Origin of the sequence: Streptomyces atriruber (assembly GCF_001418325.1) — a bacterium.
In the GTDB taxonomy this organism is placed as follows: domain Bacteria; phylum Actinomycetota; class Actinomycetes; order Streptomycetales; family Streptomycetaceae; genus Streptomyces; species Streptomyces atriruber.
Window position 1 is genome coordinate 1 of record NZ_LIPN01000156.1, and the last position, 12,592, is coordinate 12,592.

Annotated in this window: 9 protein-coding genes and 1 pseudogene; all 10 read right to left on the minus strand. The window is 71.2% G+C overall.

Annotation, left to right across the window (positions count from 1 at the left end):
* Positions 1-273: pseudogene (locus tag AOK03_RS42635) on the minus strand (serine/threonine-protein phosphatase); the annotation flags it as partial.
* Between the two features lie 146 nt (positions 274-419).
* Positions 420-2,951: a serine/threonine-protein kinase gene (locus AOK03_RS17460; RefSeq protein ID WP_055566203.1), complete on the minus strand. Its 2,532-nt coding sequence runs from the start codon at positions 2,949-2,951 to the stop codon at positions 420-422.
* Complete coding sequence (locus AOK03_RS17465) at positions 2,948-4,267, minus strand: hypothetical protein (protein WP_055566204.1); 1,320 nt, start codon at positions 4,265-4,267, stop codon at positions 2,948-2,950. Before AOK03_RS17465 ends, AOK03_RS17460 begins: the two co-directional genes overlap by 4 nt.
* Before the next feature lie 94 nt (positions 4,268-4,361).
* Positions 4,362-5,354 carry a glutamate ABC transporter substrate-binding protein gene (locus AOK03_RS17470; RefSeq protein ID WP_055566205.1) on the minus strand — a complete coding sequence of 331 codons (993 nt, stop codon included), beginning with the start codon at positions 5,352-5,354 and terminating at the stop codon, positions 4,362-4,364.
* Between the two features lie 32 nt (positions 5,355-5,386).
* Positions 5,387-6,871 (minus strand): hypothetical protein, encoded by a 1,485-nt coding sequence (locus AOK03_RS42640; protein ID WP_157868985.1) that lies wholly within the window; start codon positions 6,869-6,871, stop codon positions 5,387-5,389.
* 205 nt (positions 6,872-7,076) lie between these two features.
* Positions 7,077-8,072: an N-acetylglucosamine kinase gene (locus AOK03_RS17480; protein ID WP_055566206.1), complete on the minus strand. Its 996-nt coding sequence runs from the start codon at positions 8,070-8,072 to the stop codon at positions 7,077-7,079.
* The gene (locus tag AOK03_RS17485; RefSeq protein ID WP_055566207.1) at positions 8,063-9,328 is read right to left on the minus strand and encodes a 6-phospho-beta-glucosidase; all 1,266 of its coding nucleotides are present in this window, start codon (positions 9,326-9,328) and stop codon (positions 8,063-8,065) included. The genes AOK03_RS17480 and AOK03_RS17485 overlap by 10 nt, the downstream gene beginning before the upstream one ends.
* An 8-nt stretch (positions 9,329-9,336) precedes the next feature.
* A complete protein-coding gene (locus AOK03_RS17490) occupies positions 9,337-10,251 on the minus strand; it encodes a carbohydrate ABC transporter permease (protein WP_055566208.1) in 915 nt (304 codons plus the stop codon).
* 8 nt (positions 10,252-10,259) lie between these two features.
* The gene (locus tag AOK03_RS17495; protein ID WP_055566209.1) at positions 10,260-11,195 is read right to left on the minus strand and encodes a carbohydrate ABC transporter permease; all 936 of its coding nucleotides are present in this window, start codon (positions 11,193-11,195) and stop codon (positions 10,260-10,262) included.
* A 15-nt stretch (positions 11,196-11,210) separates the two neighbouring features.
* Positions 11,211-12,551, minus strand: coding sequence for an ABC transporter substrate-binding protein (locus AOK03_RS17500; RefSeq protein ID WP_055566210.1), 1,341 nt, complete (start codon positions 12,549-12,551; stop codon positions 11,211-11,213).
* Positions 12,552-12,592: the final 41 nt, after the last annotated feature.

The following is a 12,592-nucleotide window of genomic DNA, read 5'->3' on the forward strand; positions in this document are numbered from 1 at the left end:
GTCCGGCGCCGCGGCGGTGTCCGGCGCCGCGGTGGTGTCCGGCGCCGCGGTGGTGTCCGGCGCCGCGGCGGTGTCCGGCGCCGCGGGGGCGACCGGCGCCGCGGTGGTGTCCGGCGATCCGGCGGCGTCCGGCCGCTCGGGAAGCTCGCCGCCCGCCGAGTCCGTGCCCGCCAGGTCCGTCGGGAGATGCGTCGGCACCGGGATGTCGGAGCTGTCGACCTCTGGTGCGACCGGCCACTCGTCGGACTCCCCGTCCACGGCGGCGGCCCTCACGGACCCGGCGGACCCGTTGGGGGAAGCGTCCGGCCGTGGCGGCACCGCCGACAGGTCGAACCCGCACGCACCGCAATACAGGTCACCCGACTCCAGCGGCTCCTCACAGCTGGGGCAGGCAGACAGCTGGGGCATCTGCGACATACTCACACCCACGTCCGGGGGCGGAAACGGTTGGCCCGTTCCACCAGTTCGATCCTCTCCTCGCCACCCTGAGCGAGCCGGGCAAGTGTCCGGTACGAACGCTCCAGACCGAACCGGAGGCCGCGCTCGTCCAGGTCGCTGCCGAGCAGTACGGTCCGCGTCCCGGAGGTGGCCGGTGGCGCGGAAACGTGACCAGAGTGCCTACCGGAGAGTACCCAGTCGAGCGCCGTCCCCAGAACCTCGGTCGACAGGCGCTCCCTGCGCACCGCGTCAAGACCGAAGCCCGCAAGTGCCTCGATCTGCCCCGCGGCGGCCGTCAGCTCGTCCAGGAAGGCGACGCCCGAAGGGACCGCCGTGTCCGATGTCATACGGTGACGCAACCGCGCCCGCACCGCGGCGACCCGGGCCGCGGTGTAGTGGATGGAGGCCTCCGGCACCGACTCCAGGGTCCGCACGGCGCCCGCCCGGTCACCGGCCGCGAGCTGCACCCGGGCCAGGCCGAACGCGGCGCTCACATAACTCGGGTCGGTCGCCCACACCAGGCGGTAGTACTCGGCGGCGTTGTCCAGCTGGCCGAGGACCTCCGCGATGACGCCGAGCGCCAGCTTCGGCGCGGGCTCGCCGGGGAACGCGTCGTAGACCGCGTCGAAGGAGAGCGCCGAGTTCTCGAAGTCGCCGGTCGCCAGGGCCGCGACGCCCCGGTACCAGACCACCCGCCAGTCGTCCGGGTGCTGTTGTTCCAGATCGGCCAGCGCCTGGGCGGCGGGCGTCAGCTCCCCCATGGCGAGCCGGGCGCGCAGCCCGTGCAGCTGCAGCTCCAGGGAGTCGGCGGGCGCCGTGCCGAGCGCGGTGATCAGCTCGGCGGGCGCGGCCGCGATGAGACCCGCGAGGAACCCGGCGTTCGGGTCGTTCGGGTCGACCAGGGGCACGGGCAGCGCGAGGGCGGTCGCGGCGGAGTCGATCGCCCGGACGATCCCCGAGGTGCCCGGGCTCTCCGGCAGGGCGGCCCTGCCGTTCTCCCGGGCGGCCGGCTCGACGCGGGCCCCCAGCCGGGACACCTCCCCGGTCGACTCCGCGAACAGCTCGGTGTCCGGCACCTTCACCTCGGGCCCGAACAGCGTGGAGAGCGCGGGCCGGGGCTGTCCCGTCTGCAGCGCCACGACCTCCCGCAGGACACCGGTCAGCTGCTCGGCCATCTCCTGCGCGGAGGCGAACCGGCGGGCCGGGTCCGGGTCCGTGGCGCGGACCAGGAGGCGGTAGAACGACTCGTACGTCCGGAAGACCTCGATGTTGTCGGGGTCGGGCAGGGAGTCCACGAACACGTTCGTGTAGCCCTGGAAGTCGAAGGTCAGGACCGCGAGCGTGCGGGCGACGGTGTAGAGGTCGGAGGCGACCGAGGGGCCCGCCTCGGCGACCTCGGGGGCCTGATAGCCGACCGTGCCGTAGATCGCGGACTCGTCGTCGTCCATCCTGCGGACCGCGCCCATGTCGATGAGCTTGAGCTGGCCCTCGGTCTGGATGGCGTTGTCGACCTTGAAGTCGCAGTACAGGAGCTTGCGGCTGTGCAGGTGACCGAGGGCGTCCAGCGCCTCGATGCCGTACGCACACGCCTGCTCGACCGGCAGCGGATCGCGCCTGCCCTCCGCGGTGCGGCGGCCGTTGGCGATCTCCTTGAGGGATTTGCCGCCGACGTACTCCATGACGATGTAGCCGTCCATGGAGCCGGTGCGCTGGTCGAGGTGCTCGACGAAGTTGTAGATGCGGACGATGTTGGAGTGCTCGATCTCGGCGAGGAAGCGCCGCTCGGAGATCGCCGCGGCCATCGCGTCCTGGTCGCCCGTGTCGAGCAGGCCCTTGAGGACCACCCACCGGTCGGACACCGCACGGTCGATGGCCAGATAGACCCAGCCGAGGCCGCCGTGCGCCAGGCAGCCCACGACCTCGTACTGCCCGTGCACGATGTCGCCGCGGCCCAGCTTCGGCACGAAGGAGTAGGGGTGTCCGCACTTGGTGCAGAACCCCTCGGTGCGGCCCGGGCGTTCGCCGCGCGCGCGGCCCACCGGCGCCCCGCAGTCGGAGCGCGAGCAGAACCGCTTCCGCTCGGGCACCTCGGGGTTCTCCTGCACCGCCTCGCGCGGATCGGGGCGCGGCACGTCCGGCACGGTGACCAGGCCGACGCCGAGCCGCCCGCGGGCCGAGGAGCCGGTCGCCGAGCCCGAGCTGCGCACCGACACCGACCGGGACGTCGAACTGCCGGACAGGGAGCGGGAGAGCCGCCCCGACACCGATTTGCGCGAGGACTGCGAACGCGACGAGCGCGAGGACCTCGACGACTGCGACGACGAGCGGGCGCTGGAGCTGCTGGAGCCCCGCGAGCTCCGGCCGCCGGCCGTGAGCCCGGTCGGGGCCGAGCCGACCATGCCGTTCGGCGCGACGACGGGGGCGAGCCCGCACGTGTCGCAGTACAGCTCACCGCCGCCGAAGTCGTCGTAGCTACCGGTGCACTTGGGCCGCTGACATTCACGCCGGCTCATGATTCCCCCGTCCGGTCGGTGGGCCCGCCCTGCTGCGGAACCCTCGGCACGAGCACTTCGGCGGCGGCCTGCTGATAGCGGATGACCGCCTGCTCGGCCACCCGGAGGTCGCAGGGCGCGCTCCACAGCATCCGGCGCGCCGCGTCGTACCGCTCGATCAGGAGCGGGTCCTCGGCGTGGCCGTGCCGGGCCACCTTCGCCTTGTACGCGTCCAGGCGGCCGCGCAGCTCGGCGCGGACCGCGAGCGGCGCGGTGACGGCGGTCAACGACTCGCGGGCGCGCAGCAGTTCGTCCTCCGCCTTCTGCTCCAGGGATTCCAGGAGCGGGGAGAGGCGGTGCCACTGGGCGTGCCTGCGGTACTCCGAGGCCATCGCCAGCTGCTCCTGGAGCGCGGTCGGCGGGCCGCTGACGGCGGGCACCTCGGAGGCGGCGATCTTCGCGAGGACCTCGCCGCGCGCGGAGCGTGCCTCGGCGAGGGTGCGGTCCGCGCGGGAGAGCACGTCGCGCAGCCTGCCGAGGCGGGCCTCCGCGTCCTGCCGGACGGTGAGCACCGCCTCGATCTCGCGGCGCACCTCCTCCAGCGCGCGGGCCTCGCGGTCGTAGCGCTCGGTGTGCGGGCGGCCGCCGCCGGGGGCCGAACTGCCCTCCGCGCGCTGCCAGAAGGCGAGCGGGTCGGAGACCACCTGCTCGCGCAGCGAGGTCAGGGTGCGGGTGATGCGCTCCAGGTCGTCACCGGAGGGGTGCTCCCCGGGGCGTACGCCGACGGAGTGCGCGAGCTGGCGGGTGCGGTTCAGCTCGGCGGCGAGCAGGTCGATGCGGGCGGGCAGCGCGGACCACACCGCGTCGGCGGCGACGACCATGTCGAGGGAGTGCGCGTACAGGTCGTTCATGCGGGTCACGAGCTCTTCGAGGGTGAAGCGCTCGGTGAGCCTGGCGGGGCCGGTGAGCGAGGGGGACGCGCCGGACGAGGTGCCGCCCGCGACGGTCACGGACTCGCCGTGCAGCAGCTCCGTCAGCTCGGCGAGGTCGTCCCTGCTGGGCCAGCGCCTGCGCTCGCGCAGGTCGTGGGCGGTGCGCAGGGCACCCGCGTACGCGTCGAAGTAGGCCCAGAGCAGCGTGATCCGGCCCTCCGTGGCCGACCAGCGCTCCTCGGTGACGCCGGTGAGACTGGCGCCTTCCAGGAGGCGGCGCCCGGCGTGGTCCTGGAGGGCGAGGAGCGAGGTCTCGATCGCCTCGTGCTCGGCGTCGAGCCGCGCCAGCGCACGGTCCACCTCGTCCCGGTCCATCACCGGACCGGGGGGTCCCGCGACGCTCATCGATCACCTCTCCGCTCTGCGTTGCCCCGGGTTCTCGGTGGTTGAACCCCAGTCGTAACTCTCCAGTGGTACCAGGTCGGTTGTCGGCTCCGGATCAGTCCCGGTACTCGGGGTCCGGCGGGCCCGAGGACTCGCCGAGGCCTTCCTTCAGCCACTTGTCGTAGGACTTCTGCCAGCCGCCGTCCTCGCGGTAGTCGTCGAGGACCTTGTTGACCCGGCGGACCAGGTCGTCCGAGCCCTTCTTCATCGCCACGGCGTAGTGCTCGGTGGTGAACGGCTCCTCGCCCTTCAGTTCGACCGTCGGGTCCTGTGCGGCCTGGCCCGCGGCGAGGGCGCTGTCGGTCACCACGGCGTCCACCTCGCCGAGCTGCAGCCGGACCAGGCAGTCGAGCTGGTTGGGCACGGTGGTGGTGATGTCGGCGGAGTAGTTCTTCTTCTTGAGCTCCTCCTCGGCGATGGAGCCGGAGGCGGTGCAGATCTTCTTGCCCGTGATCGACGGGCCGTACCCCGTGATGTCGGACTTCTTCGGGGCGAGGAGCTGCTGGCCCGTCTCGAAGTACCCGGTGGAGAAGTCGACGTCCTTCAGGCGCTCGCAGTTGACCGTCATCGTGCGGACGACCATGTCGACCTGGCCGCTCTGGATCGCGGGGATGCGCTGGTTGGTGGGTATGGCGCGGAAGACGACGGCATCGCGGTCGCCGAAGATCTCCTCGGCGATCTCGCGCGCGAGGTCGATGTCGAAGCCCTCCAGCTCGCCGCCCTTCTTGTTCGGGTCGCGGTAGCCCCAGCGGTAGCTGTTCTGGTCGACGCCGACGATCAGCTTCTTGACCTTGCGGTTCTTGATCTGCTCGATCGTCGGGCCGTCCTTGGGCGAGGGGCGCGGGCTGCGGTCGTTGCAGTCGTCGGCGTCCGCACGCGCGGGCGCGGCCACCGTCGAGCCCGGACCGCCGTGCGTCGCGCCCTCGTCGGCCTTGTCGCCCCGGTCCGGCAGGACCAGGACGAGCGATCCCGCCAGGGCGCAGGCAAGACCCATCGCGCCCACACCGCCCCAGCCGCGCAGCCCGGCCGTGCCACGTCGTGTCCGCATCGTCTGCGCGCCTCCTCTCACCTCTGGACCCATCACCGGTACTCCGAAAGCCTGCGGCCGATGCCGAGCACGGCGCCCGCCGCGGCGAGGACCGCGAGGACGGCGGCGCCGATGGCGAGGCCGCTCATCGCGCCCCTGCCGTCCTCGGCCGCCTGCTTGAACTCGCGCTGTTCGTGCGCCAGCGCCTGGTCGAGGGCCGCGTCCACGTTGTCGAAGCACTCGCCGGTCGGCTGGTCGCTCTTGGCGCCGATGACCTTGTCGAGCGCGCCCTGGTAGTCACCGGAGTCGTCGCTGGTGCGGGCCACCTCGTGGCGGTCCTTCCAGACGCCCACGTTCTTCGCGGCCTCGACGACCGGGTTCTCGCCGTCCGCGTCGTCGGCGAGGGCGGCCGCCTTGCCGAGCAGGCCGCTGTCGGCGCTGCCCAGCTGCTTCATCTGCGCGCGGTAGGCGACGTCGAACTTGTCCTTCGTCCTGCCGTCCACCTCGGTGGTCTCGGCGCCTCGGCTGACCAGCGTCAGGTTCTCGTTGCCGCGGGCCTTCAGGGAGCTGATGCGGGCGTCGTTGAGGACGTTCAGCGAGCGGACGCCGTTGTCGTACGAGTCGTTGAGCCCGGAGCGCGCGAAGGTGTGGCCGACGACGAGCCAGAGCAGCACGACCGTGCCGGCCGCGGTCGCGGCGAGCAGGCCGTGGTTGAACACCCGGTTCGTGCGGCGGTAGTTGCGGTGCTGGGCCCAGCCGAGGGCGCCGAGCGCGAGGACGCCGAGGGCGATGGCGAACCAGGGGTACGGCTTCGCGTTGCCGTAGTCGTCGTCGAGCCGTTCGTTCTCCGCCTTGTAGAGCTTCTCGGCGGCCGGGAGCATCTGCGTCTGCATCTTGTCGTTCGCGTACCGCAGATAGGCGCCGCCCAGTGGCAGGCCCTGGCGGTTGTTGGCGCGGGCGCGCTCGATCAGGCCGGTGTACTCGGGCAGGAGCTTGTTCAGCTTGCCGACGGAGTCCGCCGACGACGAGTCCGAGCCCGCGTTCGACGCGGCGGTCGCCAGCTTCTCCGAGGCCCGCTCGATGTCGCGTTCGTAGCGCGCGCGGACGGCGGCCGGTTCCTGGCCGCCCGCGAGGAAGCCGCTGGACGCGGCGGTGTTGGCGTCCGCCAGCGAGCGGTAGATGGCCGCCGCGTCGGCGCTCAGCGGCTGGCTGCGGTGCAGCACGTCGTCCGCGGCGGCCGAGCGCTCCGTCATCTGCCAGGTGGTGACCGCGCCGAACGCGACGACGAGCAGGGCCAGTACGGCACCGATGATGCGCAGCCTGCCCGGCTCCGTCGTCGCCGCGGCGCGCAGCCGGTCGACGCCCTCGGACCAGGCGGTGCGGCGGGCGGCGGCGGGCGGCTCGGCCGGTGTGCCGGGCACCTGGGGCGGCACGGTGGGCATCGTCGGCGCGGGACGCTCCGGAGCCTGCGCGGGCGCGGGCGGTGCCTGCCCGGGCGGGCTCGACGGCACCGCGCCGCCGTTCGGCGGTTGTGTCACCTTGCCTCGACCTCCCCCTCGGTCATCGGACGCTGATCTCCGCCCGGCGCGTGCGGAGCGGGAAGAAGTACACGGCCGCAAGTATTGCCGCAGGGACCGACATCCGCACAGGCCTTGACTCGATCTTGTGCGGATCCCTGCCCTTGAACACGAGATTGGGGGGTGTTCGGTTCCCGCCCGCGCACACGGCCCGGGCGGGAAGCGGTCAGTTCGCGCTCGCGCCGTCCTCGTAATGCGCACGCACGCGTGCGTGCACCCCTGGGGGCGCCCCCACCTGATCGAGGCCCAGGAGCACCGCGCCGAGCACGGGACGTGCGACGACGACCCTCGGCACCGCCTTGGGGGCCCGCTCGGCGAGCAACGCCCGTACGCGGTCGTCCAGTTGCGGATGGCGCGCGGCGAGCACGCTGCCGCCGAGCAGCACCGGGGCCTCCTCGTCGAGCAGGTCGAGCCGGTCCAGGGCCACCGTCGCCATGGCGACGACCTCGTCGGCCATCCGGTCCACCAGCGACCTGGCCACGGCGTCGCCCGCGGCCGCGGTGGCGAACAGGACCGGCGTCAGCTCGTGCCGCCGGACCGCGGCGACCCGGCCCAGGTGCAGCGCCTCGATCAGCGCGTACATGGACGGCAGCCCGAAGTGGGCGGGCAGCGTCTCGCGCAGCGCGGTCGCGGGGCCGCGGCCGTCCTCGGCGCGCGCCGCGTGCCACAGCGCCTCCTCGGCGAGGCCGCCGCCCCCGCCCCAGTCGCCGGAGATGCGGCCGATGGCGGGGAAGCGGGCGGTGCGTCCGTCCGGGACCATGCCGACGCAGTTGATGCCCGCGCCGCAGACCACGGCGACCCCGCGCGGCTCGGCGTCCTCCCGGAGTCCGGCGCGCAGGATCGCGAAGGTGTCGTTGCGCACGTCGACCGAAGGCCCCCACGCGCGCCGGTGCAGGGCATCCGCCAACTCCCGCTCCTCCACCGGGAGGTCGGCGTTGGCGAGGCAGGCGGACACGTGCCCGACGGAGTCGGCGCCCGCCTCCGCGAGGGCCCGCGTCACGGCCTCCGCCAGGATGTCCACCGCGGTCTCCACGCCGACCTGGGGCGGTTGGAACCCGCCGCCGCGGGCCGTGCCGACGATGCGTCCGTCGGCCGCGACCACCGCGACGTCGGTCTTGCTGTTGCCCGCGTCGATCGCGAGCACGCTCGTGCCTACGCCCACGCCAGGTGCTCCCGGTTGTGTGCGACGAGGCTGTCGGTGAGCTGCTCGGCGTACGCGTACTGCCCGACCAGCGGGTGGGCGAGCAGCGCCTTGAAGACGCGCTCGCGGCCGCCGTGCACGGCCGCCCGCAGCGCCAGGTCCTCGTAAGCGGTGACGTTCGCGATGAGCCCGGCGTACAGCGGGTCGAGCTGCGGCACGGGCAGCGGCCGCGCGCCCGAGCCGTCCACCGCGGCCTGCACCTCGATGACCGCGTCGTCGGGCAGGAACGGCAGCGTGCCGTTGTTGACGGTGTTCACCACCTGGTAGGGGCTGCCGCCGTTGCCGAGCAGCGAGGCCGCCAGGTCCACGGCCGCCTCCGAGTAGAAGGCGCCGCCGCGCTTGGCGAGCAGCTCCGGCTTCTCGTCGAGCGACGGGTCGCCGTACATCGCCAGCAACTGCTTCTCCATCTCGGCGACTTCGGCGGCCCGGGACGGCTTGGTCCGCAGCTCCTCGACGACGGCGTCGTGCTGGTAGTAGTAGCGCAGGTAGTACGAGGGGACGACGCCGAGCCGGTCGACGACGGCACGCGGCATGCGCAGATCCTCGGCGACCGCGTCACCGTGCTCGGCGAGCAGCTTCGGCAGGATGTCGGCGCCCTCCGGGCCCCCGAGGCGTACGCCGGTCTCCCACGTCAGGTGGTTGAGGCCCACGTGGTCCAGGTGCACCTCGCCGGGGGCGACGTCGAGCAGCTTCGCGAACTTCCGCTGGAAGCCGATCGCCACGTTGCACAGCCCGACGGCCTTGTGGCCCGCCTGGAGCAGCGCCCGGGTGACGATGCCCACCGGGTTGGTGAAGTCGATGATCCAGGCGTTCGGGTTGGTGCGGCGCACGCGCTCGGCGATGTCGAGGACGACGGGCACCGTGCGCAGCGCCTTCGCCAGACCGCCCGCGCCGGTGGTCTCCTGGCCGACGCAGCCGCACTCCAGCGGCCACGTCTCGTCCTGGTTGCGGGCGGCCTGCCCGCCGACGCGCAGCTGGAGCAGCACGGCGTCGGCGTCCGCGACGCCCGCGTCCACGTCGGACGTGGTGACGATGCGGCCCGGGTGGCCCTGCTTGGCGAAGATGCGCCGCGCGAGTCCGCCCACCAGCTCCAGGCGGTCGGCGGCCGGGTCCACGAGGACCAGTTCCTCGATCGGCAGGGTGTCCCTCAACCGCGCGAATCCGTCGATGAGTTCGGGTGTGTAGGTCGACCCTCCGCCGACCACTGCGAGCTTCATATCGGTTCTCAGCCCTTTACTCCGGTGAGGGTGACGCCTTCGACGAAGGCCTTTTGTGCGAAGAAGAAGATGATGATCACGGGGGCCATGACGAGCAGCGTCGCGGCCATGGTCATGTTCCAGTTGACGGCGTGGGCGCTCTTGAACGATTCGAGGCCGTAACTCAGCGTCCAGGCGCCGGGGTTCTGCGCCGCGTAGATCTGCGGGCCGAAGTAGTCGTTCCAGCAGTAGAAGAACTGGAAGAGGGCGATGGCGGCGATGCCGGGCTTGGCCATGGGCACCACGATCTTCACCATGGTGCGGAACTCGCCGCAGCCGTCGACCTTCGCCGACTCGATGTACTCCTTGGGGATGGTGAGGAGGAACTGCCGAAGCAGGAAGATCGAGTAGGCGTCGCCGAACGCCATCGGAATGATCAGCGGCCACAGGGTGCCCGAGAGGTGGAACTGCTGCGCCCACACCAGGTACATCGGGATCACGATGACCTGCGGCGGCAGCATCATCGTCGAGATGACGAGCAGCATCGCGGTGCGGCGGCCGCGGAAGCGGAACTTGGCGAGTGCGTACGCCACGGGGATGGCCGAGCAGACCGTGAAGAGGGTGCCGAGCCCCGCGTACATGAGCGAGTTGCGCCACCAGTCGAGGAAGCCCGGCGTCTCGAAGACCTCCTTGTAGTTCGACCAGTGCCAGGAGTCGGGCCACAGGTCGCCGCTCATGGCCTGCGAGTCGCTCATCACCGACGTCAGGAAGACGAAGACGAACGGCAGGATGAAGAGCAGCGCGACGGCTATCGCGACGCTGTGCACGGCGATCCAGTGCAGGATCCGCTTGCGGCGGGCGCGGGCGGCGGCGGGGCCCCGGTTCGGGGAGGTCCGTTCGGGCGTCGACGCCGACGCGGGCGCGCTGAGAGTCGTGGAAGTCATCGAAGTCCTCAGTCCTCCGCCGCGAGCAGCCCGGAGCGCTTGCGCATCAGGAGCATCGTCACGGCCATGGCGATGGCGAAGAGCACGAGCGAAAGCACGCACGCGGCACCGGTGTTGAAGTTCTGGAAGCCCATCTGGTAGACGAGCTGGGGGACCGTGAGGGTCGAGTGGTCCGGGTAGCCGGGCTGGATGACCGAGCCGGGGCCGATGTTGACGCCGGAGGCGACCTTCCCCGCGACCAGGGCCTGTGTGTAGTACTGCATGGTCTGCACGACGCCCGTGACCACCGCGAACATCACGATCGGCGTGATCGACGGCCAGGTCACGTAGCGGAACTTGGCCCAGGGCCCGGCGCCGTCCAGGTCGGCGGCCTCGTACTGCTCCTTGGGCACGTCGAGCAGCGCGGCCATGAAGATCACCATCAGGTCGCCGATGCCCCACAGGGAGAGCAGCACCAGCGAGGGTTTCGCGGTGTCCGGGTCGTTGAACCAGTTGGGCCCGGAGATGCCGATGGAGCCGAGGATCTCGTTCACGGGGCCCGAGCCCGGGTTGAGCAGGAAGACGAAGGCGACGGTGGCGGCCACCGGCGGCGCGAGGTAGGGGATGTAGAAGGCGGTGCGGAAGAAGCCCGCCCCCGTCTTGATCTTCGTGATCAGCAGCCCGAGCGAGAGCCCGAAGACCACCCGCACGGCCACCATGATCACGACGAGCCAGAGGGTGTTCCGCAGGGCGGGCCCGAACAGGGGCATCTGCTCGAACACGTACGTCCAGTTCCTGAGGCCCACGAAGGTGGGCTCCTTGATCTGGTTGTAGTGCATGAACGAGAAGTAGACGGTGGCGATCAGCGGGTACGCGAAGAAGACGCTGAAGCCGACCAGCCAGGGGGACAGGAACCCGAGCGTGCGCAGTCTGCGGCGCGCGGGGTTGGACAGGGTCAGTGCCATGGTCGGGTCCTCAGCTCAGCTCTTCGACTGGAGGGTGTCGGCGTCTATCTGCTCGTCGAGCTTCCGCAGGCCCTTGCGCAGGTCGGGGACGCGCCCGGCCTCCACGGAGTACGCGAAGTCCATCAGCGAGACGACGTAGGCGCCGCCGTTGACGGAGGGCGGCAGGGCCTTGCTGTGCTTGCTCTGCAGGATGTCGAAGAAGGTCCGGAAGGTCGGATCGGCGTCCAGGTCCGGCGACTTGAGCGCCGCGAACGTGGAGGGCACGTTGTGGATGGCGTTCGCGAAGCTCACGACCTGCTTGGTGTCGGCGGTCAGGAACCGCACCAGCTCCCACGCGGCGTTCTGGTGCTTGCTGCTGTGCGCGATGCCCGCGACGGTGCCGGTGATGAAGCCGCGCCCGTACGCCTCGGGCTGGTCGTCGGGGACGGGCAGCGGCGCCACGTCCCAGTTGAACTTGGCCTTCGCCTCGTTCAGCATCAGCCCGCGCCACTCGCCGTCCAGGTGCATGGCGACCTTGCCGGTGAGGAAGGCGTTCTGGCTGGACATCTCGTCGCCGAACGACATCCGGAACTTCTCCAGGTCGTTGAACCCGCCCTGTGCGTCGGCCAGTTGGCGTGCGGTCTTGAAGAACTTGTACGTCGAGGGCTCGTCGGCGAGCCGTGCGTCGCCGTCGGCGTCGAAGTACTCCGGGCCCCACTGGGCGAAGAGGCGGTCCGGGCTGTTCTGGTAGAAGCGGAAGTTGGGCATGTACCCGACCTGCTGGTACGAGTCCTTGCCCTTGCGCACCGTCAGCTTCTCGGCGGCCTTCTTGAACTCGGACATCGTGCGCGGCGGCCGCTCGATGCCCGCCTTCTCGAACGCGTCCTTGTTGTAGTACATCCCGAAGGCGTCCGCGAGCAGCGGAAGGGCGCACTGGCTGCCGTGGTAACTCGTGTAGTCCAGCAGTGTCTTGGGGAAGGTCTTCTGCTTGTCGAGGCCGGTCTTCTTCATGAACGGATCGAGGTCCGTCCACATCCCGGAGTCGCAGTACTGGCCGACGTTGTTGGTGGTGAACGAGGACACCACGTCCGGTGCCTTGTCGCCGCCCGCCCGCAGGGCCTGGTTGACGGTCTCGTCCGAGACGTTCCCGGTGGCCTTGACCTCGATGTTCGGGTGCAGTTTCTCGAACCGGTCGATGCTGTCGTTGACAGCCTTGACCTCGCCGGGCGTCGACCAGCCGTGCCAGAACTTCAGGGTGACCGGCGCCTTCGGGTCGTCGTTCGCGCTGCCGACGCTCGGGTTGGCACAGCCGGAGAGCAACAGACCGGCTGCGGCGAGCGCCGCGGACGCGCAGGTGGGCATGCGCCATCGCGGCATGGCGGACTTCCTTTACGGGGGAGGGGCGGGGAGGTGGCTTG

Bases quoted from the DNA above. Each gene is read 5' to 3' on its own strand.
- AOK03_RS17460 (WP_055566203.1), bottom strand. From the start codon at position 2,951: ATGAGCCGGCGTGAATGTCAGCGGCCCAAGTGCACCGGTAGCTACGAC.
- AOK03_RS17465 (WP_055566204.1), bottom strand. From the start codon at position 4,267: ATGAGCGTCGCGGGACCCCCCGGTCCGGTGATGGACCGGGACGAGGTG.
- AOK03_RS17470 (WP_055566205.1), bottom strand. From the start codon at position 5,354: ATGCGGACACGACGTGGCACGGCCGGGCTGCGCGGCTGGGGCGGTGTG.
- AOK03_RS17485 (WP_055566207.1), bottom strand. From the start codon at position 9,328: ATGAAGCTCGCAGTGGTCGGCGGAGGGTCGACCTACACACCCGAACTC.
- AOK03_RS17490 (WP_055566208.1), bottom strand. From the start codon at position 10,251: ATGACTTCCACGACTCTCAGCGCGCCCGCGTCGGCGTCGACGCCCGAA.
- AOK03_RS17495 (WP_055566209.1), bottom strand. From the start codon at position 11,195: ATGGCACTGACCCTGTCCAACCCCGCGCGCCGCAGACTGCGCACGCTC.
- AOK03_RS17500 (WP_055566210.1), bottom strand. From the start codon at position 12,551: ATGCCGCGATGGCGCATGCCCACCTGCGCGTCCGCGGCGCTCGCCGCA.